The 15,484-nt window shown below is 57.1% G+C and carries 14 protein-coding genes; 11 read left to right on the top strand and 3 right to left on the bottom strand.

The annotated features are described in order from the left end of the window. Positions 1–28 precede the first annotated feature (28 nt). From DW211_RS01690 to DW211_RS01670, 5 genes are all read left to right on the top strand, one after another. Positions 29–355 carry a DUF202 domain-containing protein gene (locus tag DW211_RS01690; RefSeq protein ID WP_117584044.1) on the top strand — a complete coding sequence of 109 codons (327 nt, stop codon included), beginning with the start codon at positions 29–31 and terminating at the stop codon, positions 353–355. 104 nt (positions 356–459) lie between these two features. Further along, entirely contained in the window at positions 460–900 is a 441-nt protein-coding gene (locus tag DW211_RS01685; protein ID WP_158550938.1) for a MarR family winged helix-turn-helix transcriptional regulator, read from the top strand. A gap of 312 nt (positions 901–1,212) precedes the next feature. Continuing rightward, positions 1,213–1,677, top strand: coding sequence for a 5-(carboxyamino)imidazole ribonucleotide mutase (gene purE / locus DW211_RS01680; protein ID WP_006235810.1), 465 nt, complete (start codon positions 1,213–1,215; stop codon positions 1,675–1,677). Positions 1,678–1,712: 35 nt separating this feature from the next. Next, entirely contained in the window at positions 1,713–2,711 is a 999-nt protein-coding gene (locus DW211_RS01675) for a class B sortase (protein WP_118258836.1), read from the top strand. Positions 2,712–2,775: 64 nt separating this feature from the next. Continuing rightward, on the top strand, positions 2,776–3,195 hold the full coding sequence (locus tag DW211_RS01670; RefSeq protein WP_233504102.1) for a molybdenum cofactor biosynthesis protein MoaE: 420 nt from the start codon (positions 2,776–2,778) through the stop codon (positions 3,193–3,195). A gap of 90 nt (positions 3,196–3,285) precedes the next feature. On the opposite strand, the gene DW211_RS01665 is transcribed toward DW211_RS01670, so the two are convergent. After that, positions 3,286–4,515: a putative ABC transporter permease gene (locus DW211_RS01665; protein ID WP_117776583.1), complete on the bottom strand. Its 1,230-nt coding sequence runs from the start codon at positions 4,513–4,515 to the stop codon at positions 3,286–3,288. 287 nt (positions 4,516–4,802) lie between these two features. On the opposite strand from DW211_RS01665, the gene purF reads away from it, so the two are divergent. The 5 genes from purF to DW211_RS01640 all read left to right on the top strand — a co-directional run bounded on the left by purF (position 4,803) and on the right by DW211_RS01640 (position 11,714). Further along, positions 4,803–6,473 carry an amidophosphoribosyltransferase gene (purF, locus tag DW211_RS01660; protein WP_118237272.1) on the top strand — a complete coding sequence of 557 codons (1,671 nt, stop codon included), beginning with the start codon at positions 4,803–4,805 and terminating at the stop codon, positions 6,471–6,473. Between the two features lie 157 nt (positions 6,474–6,630). Beyond that, positions 6,631–7,734, top strand: coding sequence for a phosphoribosylformylglycinamidine cyclo-ligase (gene purM / locus DW211_RS01655; protein ID WP_118258834.1), 1,104 nt, complete (start codon positions 6,631–6,633; stop codon positions 7,732–7,734). Continuing rightward, on the top strand, positions 7,724–8,422 hold the full coding sequence (gene purN, locus DW211_RS01650) for a phosphoribosylglycinamide formyltransferase (protein WP_118258832.1): 699 nt from the start codon (positions 7,724–7,726) through the stop codon (positions 8,420–8,422). The genes purM and purN overlap by 11 nt, the downstream gene beginning before the upstream one ends. 456 nt (positions 8,423–8,878) lie before the next feature. Beyond that, positions 8,879–10,096 (top strand): zinc-ribbon domain-containing protein, encoded by a 1,218-nt coding sequence (locus DW211_RS01645; RefSeq protein ID WP_117640755.1) that lies wholly within the window; start codon positions 8,879–8,881, stop codon positions 10,094–10,096. 1 nt (position 10,097) lies between these two features. Next, positions 10,098–11,714: a hypothetical protein gene (locus DW211_RS01640; RefSeq protein ID WP_118258831.1), complete on the top strand. Its 1,617-nt coding sequence runs from the start codon at positions 10,098–10,100 to the stop codon at positions 11,712–11,714. Between the two features lie 41 nt (positions 11,715–11,755). On the opposite strand, the gene DW211_RS01635 is transcribed toward DW211_RS01640, so the two are convergent. Then, on the bottom strand, positions 11,756–13,138 hold the full coding sequence (locus tag DW211_RS01635) for an ATP-binding protein (RefSeq protein WP_118258829.1): 1,383 nt from the start codon (positions 13,136–13,138) through the stop codon (positions 11,756–11,758). A 102-nt stretch (positions 13,139–13,240) separates the two neighbouring features. Next, positions 13,241–14,599, bottom strand: a complete 1,359-nt coding sequence (locus DW211_RS01630; protein WP_118258827.1) for a hypothetical protein — start codon at positions 14,597–14,599, stop codon at positions 13,241–13,243. Between the two features lie 139 nt (positions 14,600–14,738). Between DW211_RS01630 and DW211_RS01625 the strand changes: the two genes are divergently transcribed. Continuing rightward, positions 14,739–15,356 carry a zinc ribbon domain-containing protein gene (locus tag DW211_RS01625; protein WP_118258825.1) on the top strand — a complete coding sequence of 206 codons (618 nt, stop codon included), beginning with the start codon at positions 14,739–14,741 and terminating at the stop codon, positions 15,354–15,356. The last annotated feature ends 128 nt before the right edge of the window (positions 15,357–15,484 follow it).

The raw sequence follows: 15,484 nt of genomic DNA, 5'->3' as shown, positions 1-15,484 counted from the left end.
ATGCACGCTTTGCACGAGGAGGACCCATATGCACGAGAAACACGGACACGACCTTTCGCGCGACGACTTGATCCGCGAGGCAAAGATGCAGACCGATGCTATTCAGCGGCTCAACGTTTGGCTGCGCCTGGGCTATTCGCTCGTGGCTATTGGCTTTTTGGTGGGGATGTGGGGTATGCAGGGCGGCCCCGGCTGGGGCGTCCCCGCGGGCATCGTGTGCCTGGTGGTGGGCACTCCGCTTTCGATTGTGCTTAAGGTTGGCACGACCAACGCCAAAAAGAATGTTGAGCGTATGCTCGAGGCCGCGGGTATCGACGTTGAGGAGCTTATGCGACGCAAGAAGGACGAGCAATAGACTTCCGCGTTGGGGTATCATAAATAATTGTTGCGAATGTTAACTAATGTACGGCAAATGACGGTTTTATGGCCCTTCTAGAGTTGCAAAGGACAATATCCCCAGTGGATTACGATGACGTCGCTCGAAAACTGATTGTGTACTCACGTTCCCTTGCCAAGGGATCCTTGAGTGCTGCCGGCGGCGCCAGTGTGGGCGAGGCACCGGTTTTACAGTATCTATCGGGTATTGACGGTGATGTTATTCCCTCCGAGATTGCCAAGAAGCTGAAATTCTCCCGTGCGCGCATGTCGCATATCTTGGATTCACTCGAGAGCAAGGGTTACGTTCAGCGCAGGACCGATCCAAACGATCGTCGGCGTGTGCTGGTGAGCATTACCGAGGAAGGCCGTGATTTCGCGGCGAAAAAAAATGCCGAGAGTGTGGCATCGCTCTCGAAGCAGCTCTCAGCGCTCGGCGAACACGATGCTCAGGAGCTCGTGCGCATCCTGAATAAAGCCTACAGCCTTACCTATGATGCCGACGACTACCTGGACAATCTATAAGGATAAAGACAGACATTTAGGTGCATCTTGAAATGCACCCGGGACAGTTGTGCCCATTGACTACCGTCAGCATCTCATTCCAAACCAAATCAGCCAACGTACGTCATAGCAATCCCCGGTAGGTCGCAGGGCGCTTCGCGGGCGGGACAGGCTTTATCTGAACGACTTTGCGAAGCAACCGGAGTGAAGATAAAGCCTGTCCCGCCCGCGAAGCGCCACAAAGACCGCAGGGACGGGAGCAGCTATACTACTCTCAGTAGTTAAGGGTCGCGGATTCGCTGCGTCACCGCTCTCAACAGGAGGTCTATGTTTATGGCAGATCAAAAGCCGGTTGTCGGGATCATCATGGGTTCCAAGTCCGATCTGGGCGTTATGGAAGGCTGCACCGCCGAGCTCGAGGCACTGGGTGTGCCCTATGAGCTCGTCATTGCGAGCGCGCACCGCACGCCGGCGAAGGTCCACGAGTGGGCTTCGACTGCCGCCGATCGCGGTATCAAAGTGATTATCGCCGCCGCCGGCAAGGCCGCTCACCTGGGTGGTGTCGTGGCTGCCTTTACGCCGCTGCCGGTTATCGGCGTGCCCATGAAGACGAGTGACCTGGGCGGTATGGATTCGCTGCTGTCGATGGTGCAGATGCCTTCGGGCGTGCCCGTGGCCTGCGTTGCCATCAACGGTGCCAAGAACGCCGCCATCTATGCCACACAGATTCTGGGTGCTTGCGACCCCGAGTACCGCAAGGTTATCGAGAAGATGAAGCAGGAGATGGCTGACGCCTAAGCGTTCCGCCGTTTCACCGCAGTATAAGGAGAGCCATGTCCGATTATCAGGGAAAACGATTCAAGGCTTCTCAGATTCCCGATCCGTCGAAGCCGGGTGCTGCCCGTGCGGCACAGCAGGGTCGGACATCCTCTCCTCAGCAGCCGCGCGCGCCGCGCCCCGTGACACCGGCGACGCATCGTCGACAGGACGCGCCGGCCGCATATCGTCCTTCGTCTTATAGCTCCGCTAAGAAGCCGCCCCGGTCTTCATCGCATGCCGCGCCGTCGGATCGCACCGAGCCGCCGTGCAAAAAGCGCCACTCCATTATTCCCATTCTGCTCATCATCATCGGTATCGGTCTGATTGTCGCCGCCGCCGCTATTTTTATTAATGCCCAGATTGGCTATAAGCAGGCGAGCGATTCGTATCAGAAAATCGAGAAGCAATATGTAAGCGATAAGGACGCCAGCGGCGTGCCGATTATCGACTTTGATGCGCTTGCTCAGACGAACCCCGAGATTGTGGGTTGGATTTACGTGCCGGGAACCAACATCAACTATCCCGTGGTGCAGACCAACAACAACTCCAAATACCTCAACACGCTGTTCGATGGCACGTCTAACGCCTCGGGTGCCATCTTCTTGGATAGCGATGACACCGCGCCGGGAATGGTCGACCAGCAGACCACGATCTACGGCCACCATATGAACGATGGGTCGATGTTCAACGTGATTTCGGATACGACTGACCAGGCAACGTTCGATAGCATTGAATATGTGTACTACATCACGCGCGATGCGACGTATAAGTTGCGTCCGCTGGCGACCAAGGTGGTCGAGGACACGTATGCCAAGGCGCGCACGACCAATTTTGAGGGCGACGACGGACTCAAGAACTACCTGTCCGAGATGCTCGACGGCGCTTCTGCCGTGGCGAGTGATGCCACCGATCGTGCCGCTTCGGCAACTAAGGTTGTAACGCTTGTGACCTGTCGTTCGCTGTCGCTGAGCAACACACGCGCCGTCATGGTGCTCACGCCGGTCGAGGAATAAGTTGTTCGAGAGTAGCTAAAAAGGCCCCGTCCCAAATTGGCTACTCGACGACGGTAAGGGAGAAATGATGCTCGAGAGTGGCAAATTGATGCCTTCGATTGATGCTTGGCTGCGCGAGGCCAAGGCCGATGCTTCGGCGGCAGGCTGTGGGATGTATCTGACGCATAACGGTGTGGTGCGCGCGACGCCCAAGGCTGAGGTGCGCGGAGTCGAGACCGATGGCGTGGCGCCTGGGCATAAGGTGGGCGGCATGGTGTTTGGCTTCGATGCTCAGAAGGTGCAGGCTGCTATCGAGGCGACGCGTGCGATGCCGGGTATCGGCTATGTGCGTGTGTGGCTGGCAAGCGGCGAGCTTGCCGTAGGTGACGACATCATGCTCGTGCTCATCGGCGGGGACATTCGCCCGCACGTGGTCGATGCGCTGCAGGCGCTCGTTGGCACCATCAAGAACGAATGCGTGAGTGAGGTCGAGCGCGAGGCGTAGAGGCTTGCGTCGATAGAAGGATCGTTTATAAAAATGCCCACCGGTACGTGTGATACCGGCGGGCATTTTGCGTTTTGGGCGCGGTGGGCGCTACACGCGCGTCGCATCCTTGGGGCTCATGGTCATGCTCTGGAAGCGGTTTTCCATGTACTCGTTATCGAAGTGCTCTCCGTAGAACTGTGCGACGGGAATGTCCGGCTCCGTGCCGTTAACGCGCTGGTACCAGTAGTCGAGCGACTGCAGCGTCATGACGCCGTCGACCAGCATGATAACGGTAAAGATGACGGTGGCCGAGTAGCGGCTCTTCCAGGGGATCTTGTTGATAAGCTTAAGCAGCCTCGGCAGCAGCAGCTTGATCCAGATGAGGCCGCCCAGGCCCCACAGGCAGGCGAAGCCCGTGCAGGTGCGTCCGCCCGTGAGGACCACGAGCGGATCGGGCAAACCGAACAGCGTTATGTGCGAGTAGCTCCACGAGACCACGCCAAACGCGGTCTGCATAAACCAGCCCACGAACACCTCAAAGCTGGCGCCGAGCAGGGCGCTCACCAGGAAAATGATGATGGGGTTCTTTTTGTAGAAGCGGTTAAGCACCATGGTCATGAGCACGGCGCCAAATCCGTAGATGGGGCTGAAGGGGCCAAACAGCATGCCGGCGCGGTTCTGGTAGACGCCCGGGTCGTCGACCGTCATGTGCCAGATGTCCTCGGCGATCAGGCCGAGCACGCAGCAGACAAAGAATACCCAGAACAGGTTGAAGTAGTTGAGTTTGATGTAGCCCTCGCCGGTTTCATCGCGGCCGAGCATGCCCTCGGCGGCGGCGTCGCGGTCGAGCATCTCCTGCAGGCGGCGCTGCAGTTCGCGCTCCTGACGCAGCGTGGGGTCGACGGTTGCCGAAAGTGCAACAAGGATGCCGAGCTGGATCGCGGGACGCAGCAGGAAGGGCCCGATGCCCTGGAGCATCACGTCGACCAAAAGCTCGACGACGGTGAATGCAATAAGGATGTAGGACAGGCGGGCGGCGTTGCGGCGCTGGTTTTTGATAAGGTCCAGGCCAAAGATGATTAGGATGACGGCACTTGCCGCAGAGAGCATGATGCCGGCGACGATAAGGCCGACTGCGACGAGCGTGTTGTCGCCGAGCTTTTCGGTGGCGTTGCCGTTAACAAGTGCCGTGATGACCTGCCACATAAAGGCAGCGACCGACGGGAGCGTGCCCACGCCGGAAAGGATGCACAGGACGGCGTACACCTTAATGATGAGGGGAATCTTCTTGACCTCTGTGGCGCTGGGGACGCTGGGGTCGAGTTCGTTTCGATCCATACAGAACCTTTCTCGCTTTGTTGTAGGTTATAAGGATACGCCGCCGACCTGCCAAAAGACAGGACGAACGTCCCAATTGCAACTTTGTAATCCCCAACGGTGGACGCGGCGGCCATCTGGGGGGCGCGGGCGCTTGCACTGGACAGACCGATAAAATGTTTGGCAACAAAACTGATTATTAGCTCGGTGGGCTTTTAAAAAGCGCTGCTCATGCGCTGGGGAGCACGTCGCGCCGTGCGTATAATAAGGCGGGTAACGCCAAAAATACGAGGCTCTGAGGGGATACCATGTCTCAAGAAACCATCCGCGCGGCCGAGCGTGCCGCGGGACAGGTGAACACCATGTCGACGTATGATCCGGACTCCGACCAGCTGCATGAGGAATGTGGCATTTTCGGCGTATGGGCGCCCGATCGCGACGTGGCTCGACTGACGTACTTTGGCCTGCGTGCGCTGCAGCACCGTGGCCAGGAATCGGCTGGAATCGCCGTGGGTGACGGCGGCACGGTTATGGTCCGCAAAGATCTGGGCCTGCTCGACCGCGTGTTCTCCAACGCCGACCTGTCGACGCTCTCCGGCCAGCTGGCCGTGGGTCATGTGCGCTACGGTACTGCCGGCGCCAAGAGCTGGGAAGCCTCTCAGCCGCACCTCTCTACCATCAATAGCGTCATTATCGCGCTCGCGCACAACGGCACCCTCGTCAACACCGACGAGCTGCGCCGTCAGCTGATCGAGCTGGGCGTGCCGTTCCTCTCCAATTCGGATTCCGAGGTCGCGACCAAGCTTATCGGCTACTTTACCCAGCGTACGGGCCACCTGCGCGAGGGTATTCGCAAGACCATGGAGCTCGTGCGCGGCGGCTACGCCATGACGCTCATCAACGAGCAGGCGCTCTACGCATTCCGCGATCCACACGGCATTCGCCCGCTCGTGCTGGGCAAGCTGGTGGACGAGGGTCTGGACCAGGCCGATGCCGCAGCCGTTTCGCAGCTGCCGTCGCAGGACGGCGCCGCGACGGTCGACTCCGCCGTCCGTGTCACGCGCGCCGGCGGCTGGGTCGTTGCTTCCGAGACCTGCGCACTCGACATCGTGGGTGCCGAGTACGTCCGTGACGTCCGTCCCGGCGAGATCTTGCGCATCAGCGCCGAGGGCCTGGTATCCGAGCAGGGCGTGCCTGCAGCCGAAGAGCCCGCCAACTGCATCTTTGAGCAGGTCTACTTTGCCCGCCCCGACTCCATCATGAACGGCAAGAGCGTCTATGCCTGCCGTTACGACATGGGTCGTCAGCTGGCACATGAGGAGCCTGTCGAGGCCGACCTGGTCATCGGCGTGCCCGACTCCGGCCTGCCGCCTGCGGAGGGGTATTCGCACGAGAGCGGTATTCCCTTTGGCGAGGGCCTTATCAAGAACCGCTACGTGGGCCGTACGTTTATCGAGCCTACGCAGGAGTTGCGCGCCATGGGCGTGCGTATGAAACTCAACCCGCTGCGCGACAACATCGAGGGCAAGCGCCTGGTCGTCATCGACGACTCCATCGTGCGCGGCACCACCATGGTGCAGCTCGTCAAGATGCTGCGCAACGCTGGCGCCAAGGAGATTCATATCCGCATCAACTCGCCCGAGGTCATCTGGCCGTGTTTCTACGGTATCGATACCGACGTGCAGTCGCAGCTTATCAGCGCCAACAAGACGGTCGATGAGATTTGCGAGTATATCGGCGCCGATTCGCTGGCCTTCCTTTCGGTCGAGGGCCTGCTTAAGGTCATGCCCAAGGGCGGCTACTGCGATGCGTGCTTTACCGGCCGCTACCCCGTGGCGATTCCAGAGAGCTTTGGCCGCGACAAGTTCATGGAGGGCTTTAAGCCCCGCAACCTGGATAAGCCGCTGCACTTTGACGACGACGCCGTGGTCGAGAAATACGACGACCGCAGCTGGGAAGAGGAGCACGGGGAGGCCTAAAACCTGCCATGTAGGGACAGGTTCATTTTGGTAGGTTTTACCTGCTGTTTTGTTGATATGACGGCGCGCGTTGTTATGGCGCGCGCCGAAATGAACGCAACTATGAGCACCGTTTGGCGCCTGCGCGGCGCCACGGTAGTGGGAGAGGAAGGCTCAGATGAGCGACAGCAAGCATGTGACGTATGAGGATGCCGGCGTCGATACCGCCGAGGGCGGCCGCGCCGTCGACGCTATTAAGCAGATGGTTAAGGACACCAACCGCCCCGAGGTCATCGGCGGCATCGGTGGCTTTGGCGGCCTGTTCTCGGCCGCCGCGCTTAAGGATATGGAAGACCCGATCCTGATTAGCGGCACCGACGGCGTGGGCACCAAGCTCGTGCTCGCCCAGATCATGGACCGTCACGAGACGGTGGGCCAGGACTTGGTCGCCATGTGCGTCAATGACATTTTGGCTTCGGGCGCCGAGCCGCTGTTCTTCCTGGATTACGTTGCCATCGGTCACATTGAGGCCGAGCACATGGCAAAGATCATCAAGGGCGTGGCCGACGGCTGCAAACTCGCAGGGTGCGCGCTCGTGGGCGGCGAGATGGCCGAGCACCCGGGCGTCATGGCTCCCGCCGACTACGACCTCGCCGGCTTTACCGTGGGTGTTGTCGATCGTCCCAAGATGCTCGACCCCGCGAACGTTCGCCCCGGCGATGTGATCCTGGGCCTGCCCTCCACCGGCGTGCACTCCAACGGCTACTCGCTCGTGCGCAAGGTCATCGGTGTCGACGGTATCAAGCCGGGTACGCCCGAGGCTGCCGCTAAGGCCGAGGAGCTGAGCCGTCCGCTCGAGGAGCTCGGCGGTGCTTCGCTGGCCGACACCCTGCTGGCCCCCACGCGCATCTACGTCAAGCCGATTCTGGAGCTGCTCCGCGCCGGCGCCAACGTTCATGCCATTGCCCATATCACCGGCGGCGGCATCACCGAGAACCTCAATCGCGCGCTTGCCGACGATGTCGACGCCGTGGTCATCCGCAACGGCGCCGAGATGGGCTGGGATGTTCCGCCCGTCATCACCTACGTGTCGCGTCAGGCCGAGCTCGCGCCCAACGAGGCATGCAAGACCTTCAACATGGGCGTCGGCCTGTGTCTGATCGTCGCCCCCGAGGACGAGGCCGCCGTGACCGAGGCTCTGGTCGCGCTGGGCGAGAAGCCGTTCCGCGTGGGCGAGTGCGTCGAGGGCTCCGGTAAGGTCGTGTACTCCGATGAGCGCTAACGAGCAGATGGCTGCTGCCGAGGGCCTGGGCTTTGTGCCCTACACCCGTCCGACCGGCACCGATACGGCCGAGCCGCTCAAGATCGGCGTGCTCATCAGCGGTTCGGGTACCAACCTGCAGGCGCTGATCGACCTTATCTCCGCCGGCAAGCTCAACGCCTCGATTGAGCTTGTAGTGTCGAGCCGTCCTTCGGCCAAGGGCTTGCAGCGCGCCGAGCGTGCGGGTATCCAGACACTCACGCTGTCCAAGGATATCTATGCCGACCCCATCGCGGCTGACGAGATCATCGCGCATGAGCTGCTCGAGCGCGGCTGCGAGTACGTGGTGATGGCCGGCTATATGCGCATGGTGCACACGCCGCTGCTGGCGGCGTTCCCCAATCGCGTGGTCAACCTACACCCGGCGCTGCTGCCGAGCTTTACCGGTGCCCATGCGATTGACGATGCCTTTGCGCGCGGCGTCAAGGTGACCGGCGTGACCGTGCACTTTGCCAACGAGATTTACGACAACGGCCCTATCATCGCCCAGCGCGCGCTGGCTGTTGAGGAGGGCTGGGATGTCGACATGCTCGAGGAGCACATCCATGCGATCGAGCATGTGCTGTATCCCGAGGTCGTGCAGATGCTCGCCGACGGTCGCGTCCACGTGCTGGAGAGCGGCAAGGTTGCTATCGACCCGGCGCGCTAGCGCGTGTAAACAGGTCACCTAGGTTTCTTTGTGACATAAGCAATCGAAATAGCCGCTTGGGGCATATGGAACCACATGTGCCCCAAGCGGCTTTTACCGTCTCTTCGATTTCGGGCTCCTGATAACGTGACAGGTGGGACCGAAAAATGGAGGGGGGGTGGTTGGCTGCGAGCATGATATGGATATCAGCGGCGATTTCTCCATCTCGGTAAATAAAAATGGCTTCAAGCTCAGTGTCGGTTCGAACTTCGAGGTAGCAACCCTGTTCAACGATTTTCTTACACTGACACCCATGTCATGAGCAAGGATAACTAGCCGGTATAGAGTCGCTTGAGCGGGTATGCGTCTGTTCAAGTGACCCATCGATTTGTTTAAGAAATAGTTAAACTACGAAACAAACGGCACGTGGGTAACTCACGACTCAGCGAGAGTAAAAGGAATAGGAGAAGAAGGTTCATGTTTTGCCCCAAATGTGGCAGCAAGATTGGTGATGATGCGCGGTTCTGTACCGAATGCGGTCTGCCCTTGGGCGGGCTCTCGGGCAAGACTGCGGCCGAGGAGGGGCCCAAGGCCGAGCCGTCGGAGCGAGAATCATCGTCCGCTGAAGTCATAATGGAACCCACAGATACCGAAACGGACTCTGCGATAGGATCCGCGAATGCCGAGTCCACAGCAGAACCGAGCCCCGAGCCGGTCTCGAAGACCGCGAATAGCGGTCACTCCCAGATGTACAACTTCTTTATGCAACGCTGTCAGGTCGGTAACCGCCTAGTGCCGCAGTTTGCTATCATGATCGCCGCATTTATCGCCGCGGCAGGCATCGCTTACGCTGCTTTCATGCTCTACAAGAACGTCATTGAGCCCAATCTCCAGCAGCAATCCGTGCAACAGGAGCAAGCGACCGAAAGGCCCAAGAAGGACGAGAGAGCGGTCGAAGAAGTTGTCTATACGTTGGAGGCAAAGTCATTGACGGTGTCTGCTCCGGTCGACCCTATGCTCGAACAGGGCGAGCGGAGGGACATGGAATGGTCCTATCCGCAACTTAAGAGCTCCACCAAAGACGACGTTGCAGACAAAATTAACAAGGCGATTCTCGAGCCCCTTCAAATTGACGCGGAGCGAACAAATCGAGCATCAGATAATGAGCAATCAGATGCTGAGTTGTACCCCGACGGCGAATTTCCCTGCATATCGAGAAACGTGACGGTAACGTACATGGATGAGAACTTTTTCTGTATCCGTGACGAGCGCTATTCGACGGGATGGGGTCCGCATGGCGGCACGGTTGTGACTGGTGTTATTTTTGATTTGCATACGGGTGATACTGTTAGTCCTCAGGACATGTTTGGCATTGATACCGAGGATCTTGCCAGTTCCATGAGTTCGGCAGTTTGGCCGTATCTTACGGAAATGGGCAGAGAACATCCGTCTGATTACAATTCGATGCTCATGCGGAGTAATTCTTCGGACTATTCAATCAAGGGCTCAACGTGCTTGTGTGTGACATCCAAGGGACTGGTGTATCACACCGAAGACTATGAGCTCGGTACTTTTGCGGACGGCAATTGCGAGATTTTGGTTGCGTCCTGGGATGATGAGTCTCAAGTGGGGTCCGAAGTAACCCCTGATGAGGTCAAGGACGGTACAACGGTGAAAGTCGATAAGGAGGACTAACATGTTCTGTCCCAACTGTGGATTTGAGCTTGATGGCGATTTGCGATACTGCACCGAGTGTGGCCATGCACTCGAAGATGCAAAGGCGGTGCTGAACTCTGCCGGCAACGAAGTGGCAGAAGAGCCTTCCGTTATCAATGAGGCTGCGGAAGAGATTTTCGCTAGTGACGAAACGGAGAAGGAACCTTCCGCCGGTGCCGAGGCGGGGGAGGAAAAGTCGCCCGTGGAGAGCGAGCCCGTAGCGGACGAAGAAGACGACCGGCCCAAGGACGACGTGTCGTCCGATGCAACGCCTTCGATTCAAGCCGTGCGCGCCGACCGGCCAAAGCCGAGCAATCCGGTCGCCAAGCCCGTCGCGGCGCCAGCCCCTGCGCCTGCGGCGAATGTATCCGCACAGAAAAAGGAGCCCAAGGCGCTCTATATCGTTGGTATCGTCGTTGGTCTGGCAGTCATTGCCATCTTTAGCTATCTGCTGTTCTTTAGCAAGTCCGGCGACGTTGCCCATTACGGCCAGGACAAGGCCATCGTGGTGGCCCAAGAATCCAAGATTACCCCGACCGACGCAAAGGGCGAGAAGATCAAGAAGTACTCGGTGACCCTGAACGGCGACAACGGCTACAGCACCAATGCTGAGGTTAAGGGTGACGAGGGCTTCACGGTAAGCCAGTTTCCCGATATCAAACCGGGAAAATATACCCTCACCGTTAGGGACTCCAAGTCAAAAGTCGAGTGGGGCATTCCCGTCAAAGTCGTCGATAACTCTAAATCCACTGATGCCGTAAAAGAGGTTTCCCTCGAGGTGCCTAAGGCCAACGAGGCCGATACAAAGACAGGCGAAGGCGACAAGAAGGATGGAGGCGCCGCTGCGGACAATACCGCTGCGTATGCCGCTTACAAGCAAAAGTGCCAGGAATATCTCGCGTGCTATGGAGAGCCACGAATTGTTGAGGCGACTGATTCTGTCTATGCGATGCGGGGGCTTTGTCTTGCCGACCTCGTTGATTTTGATCAGGATGGCCAGCCTGAGCTCTTGACCGTTGTGAACGGTATGAGCGATGACGAATTAAAGAGCGCTTGGAATGGAGATATAGAGGGACTTCAGAAGTCCTACACCGTAGAGGTTTGGTCGGCAGCTGATGGTGGCGTCAAGAGGCTTTACAGTCAAAATTGGCTTGATAACAGCAACGGAGGAACGATGTTTCTTCCGCTGATTAAAGCGGATGACGGCAGCATCCTCGTAAGCCAAAGAACATATGAGATAAGCAATGCGATTGCGGCATTGCTTGCTGGCAGGCAGGCTTTGGCTGGGGACAATACTTCGGTATACGGCAAGAAAGGCGATGTTTTTTCGCTTGTAAGCAACTACGAGTCCTGGGGAGTTGCGCCGAGCGAGGGCAATGGCTACGAAGGCTATTATGCGTCGGAGGGCAAGGAAATTTCCGGGACGGACTATAATGCTCTATATCAGCAATTTGGCTATGGGCACAATTACCGGACATACTACTTCCTTGATTTCTCAACCTCAGATTACGGCTCTATTTCGGGGGAATCCCACGTCGATCCCAAACAAGTTGCGGAAGTCACCAAAGATACGCTCAAAAAGGTGGGAATCGAATAAAAACTGAAAGGGGCTTGGAAAACTGTTTCCAAGCCCCTTTCTTATAGTAGTTGCTCGAGTCCAACAAGCCTCGCGCTGCTTGCTTGAGCCGCTCTATTTTGACACGCTTTGGTAAATCCACTCTTGCTAAACAAGTAGCACTGTTTGATCGGCTGGCCCAGCAGCGCGCTGCGTCGCTCGAGTGTTTCAAGAACGTCGGTATCTACGGGCTCGTTTCTCCATTTGCACTCGCCAACGATGAGCTCCCCATCGGCGTCCTCAAGCACAACGTCAATCTCTTCTTGCCGGCGCGTGTTCGGGTTCGTGCCCCACCAAGAGCCGATTGCCTTGGGCAGCACATCCAGCTCGCTCTCAACAACCTGCCGCATCAACCACTGGCGGCACACTTCTTCAAATGCAGGACCCACAAAGGTGGACAAATCATGCTTGGCGATACGCGCGGCCACAGCGGCTCCGAGCCCCTCCTCAATTGTTCCTGCGTACAGTGGAACAAAACGATACCAAAACCTAAACAGGTTATCGCAGATCCGATAGACTACCTGGCGTTTTGTTGCCTTTACAACAGGCGTGACGCGCTCAACGATTCGCAGCTCGATCAATGCGTCGAGCAGTCGCGCGACCTGTGGCGTTGCGAGGTGGGTAACATCGGCAATCTCTTTGGAGCGTACATAGCCGTTGGCAATGGCGGTTATGACGGCATTGTAGATAGCCGGGCTGCGGACCTCTTGCAGCAGATAGTTCTGGGGTTCGGCATACAAAAACGCATCTTGACGCAACAGCGCATACTCAAGGTTCCATTGAGTGGAACGCGTGCCATCGAGCTGTGATAGATAGAGCGGCATCCCGCCAACAACGGAATACAGCTCGATGACCCTTTCGATGGGTGCATCGGGAAGCATGAGCGCCGCGTCGAAGATGGTGAAGGGGTCAATGCGCAGCTGCATGGTGCGGCGTCCATAAAGAGGGCTTTGGTGTCCTAGTACCTGGTGTTCCATAAAGCTCATGGACGACCCGCAGAGTACGAGGAACAGCTTGCTCGTGTCTTTATGTCGATCGATAAGCGTTTGCAAGCACGAAGAGATGCCCGGATCGCTCTCGGCGAGGTAGGGATACTCGTCAATAATCAGAACGATTCGCTCTGTCTTGGCGTGTTCGAAGACGGATTCGAGTGCAACCTGGATAGAGGGGAACGCTGCTCCTGCGGCGCTATCGCCAAGTATCTCGCGGCTGAGCAGAGCGAGATTTTCGCTTGCAACGGTTTGCTGCCCAGTAAAGAAGATCACATGGGGTTTGCCCTGTGTAAAGGCGTGAAGCAGGCTGGTTTTACCTACGCGACGCCTTCCATAGACTACAGCAAACTGAAAAGAACTCTTTTGATAGGCGGTTTCCAGGGATTCAAGCTCTTCCCGACGTCCAACAAACATGATGTGCCTCGCTCATATACGTATTACTAACATATATATTACTAACACGTATATGAGCAACTTTCCACCCGTCAATCGGATGGAACAGAAATGACAGCGTTTCTACTTAACGTGGCGCTTGAGTCTGGCATAGTCCTGAACTTGCTTTTTGCGCTTGGCGTTGAGGAGGTTGTTGAGGTCGAGCTTCTCGGCGGTGCAGCGTTTGAGTAGCTTGGAGCTGTCAAAGCCGTTTGACTCAATGTCTTCATCCAGATCGTGCTTGAGCTTGGTCCATTTATTGAGCTGCGAGCGCACGTAGGCCGCGGGACGTTCTATCTCGTTGGCGATGTCGCGTACACTGGTGCCCGTTCCAAACAGCTCGCGTATCTTTGCCGTCTCCTTGCGCGTGCGCTCATTTTTGGCATCGGTCTTGCATCGATCGCTGCAGTAGTGCCGTTTGACGCCACGATGCCCGGCAAGTGAATAGGCGCGTCCGCACTGCTCGCAATAACCAATTTTGACGGTGCTCAGCTTGCGTGAAAAATCAAACCAGAGCCACGAGAGATAGCTGTCAAAGGAGAGGAACCCTGTGGACTCGTTACCCTGGAACACATCCACGTGCGCGCCCGAGAGATGCGAGATCACGAGCGCCTGCACCAAAGCGGTGAGTGCATCGCGGTCATCATTTTCAAGTTCTTCGCGGCGCTCCTGGATATCTGCTTGAGGGTCGATTACATAGAAGCTCTCCTCGCTATTGCTGACCTTGAGTCGCGCTGAAATCTCCGAGCTGGAGTCTTCGTCCATGTAGAACATCGCCTGCAAAACACTGAAGTCATTGGCGGTGAGCTCGTGTTCAAAAGAGAGCACGTTGAGTGCAACGAGGGATTCTTCCTCGTCGATCATAAACATAAAGGCGTAGAAATATCCCGCATCGGATTCGATTTTGCGCACGATGGGCAGGCTTTTGAATGAGTCGGTATAATCACCGCCCGCCCTCAGGATAGTGGTGTAGATCTTGAAGGATGACCCGTTTGCCGCGCAGGTCACCACTGATTTCTCGATTCTTTCCAATGCGGAGACCTTTGCGATGGTGCAGCTCCCGTTGAGGTATTCCTGGATGCGCATGGCAATAAGTGCTGCCATCGCGGCATTGGCCCAATCGCGTACGGATTCTATTGCGTGCTTGCCAAAAAGTGGCCCGGTCTGTTCGGCGTAATCAAGTACGTTAAAGAGGCTTGCGCGGAAGGGCTGCTCTTTAACGGCGGTGGGTTCGATGCATGATGCCAGCCTGATCAGATCGGCATGGCGCTCGCTGTGTGCGGGCCCTTCGTTGCTTTTGTTGCCGGCCAGCTCGGTGGGCATGTAGAGTTCAAAGACAAGCTGGGCCTCGCCAACGGGCCTATTGGGTTCGTTCTCTATGAGGTTGACTGTCTTAAACGGAATCGAACCTTCAACGGTGCGTGTTTGGGAGAACTCAAACATTGTTACCCCTGTCTCTAGCTGCAGGTTTAATAGCGTAGCACGTTTAGGAAAATTACCCGGTCAAAATCTCTATATCGGATAAACGACAAATCGTATCTTGTGATCGTCAAGAAAAGGGGTAACGAGAAAGGACCCGATTATGCATTGCAAACAGTGTGGAGCAGAGATTAGCGACGGCGCCAAGTTCTGCGGCGTGTGCGGAACGCCTACGGTCGCGGCTGCGGCCAGCGCGGTGGGGGATGCGATTTACGTCGAGGCCCAGCCGATTGAGAGCCAGTCTGTCGAGGCTCAGTTTCAAGCGGCGGAGGATGCAGAGGCCGCTGCTTGCCTGCAGGATTCGCTTCACGAGTCCATCGGGTCGCTTGGGCGAGCAGCGGTGATTTCATTGCTCTATGTGCTCTTTTTCAATTACGTGCTGGGAGGTGGCTCGCTGGGACTTAACAATATGATTCCGCTGGCGCTGCTTCTGATTGGTCCCTGGAAGGTGATTATCTCGCTGTACCGCAGCGGTGTAAGGCTTCCCCTTGTCTATGGTAGCGGCATTATCGGTATCACGATTATGCTAATCGAGCTTGTGGTTCTCGTGGGCCTTCCTGTCGTGGTTCTGATGCTTTTTTACTGGTTGGGCAGCGTGATTCACGGGGCGGTTCCTGTTATTCCCGAATCGGTTCCGATGACGATCGTGGCGCTCTGGCCTATTGCCTCGGTTGCCAACATCATCTTCAAGGCAATCAAGCTGCACATGGCTCGCGCCTAGCAAGTAGCCCGTCGCATGCCTTCCGCGTGGGGTCAGGCGAATTTGAAAGGTGAAAGAAGAGGTTTACAGTCGAGCAAATTGCTTCTGGGCCTTTTCTGTTTGCAGGCTGTGGGCTATCGTTTCGATAT

It is taken from the genome of Collinsella sp. AM18-10 (assembly GCF_003471585.1).
GTDB lineage: Bacteria > Actinomycetota > Coriobacteriia > Coriobacteriales > Coriobacteriaceae > Collinsella.
This window is presented reverse-complemented; position numbering and strand designations above follow the sequence as displayed.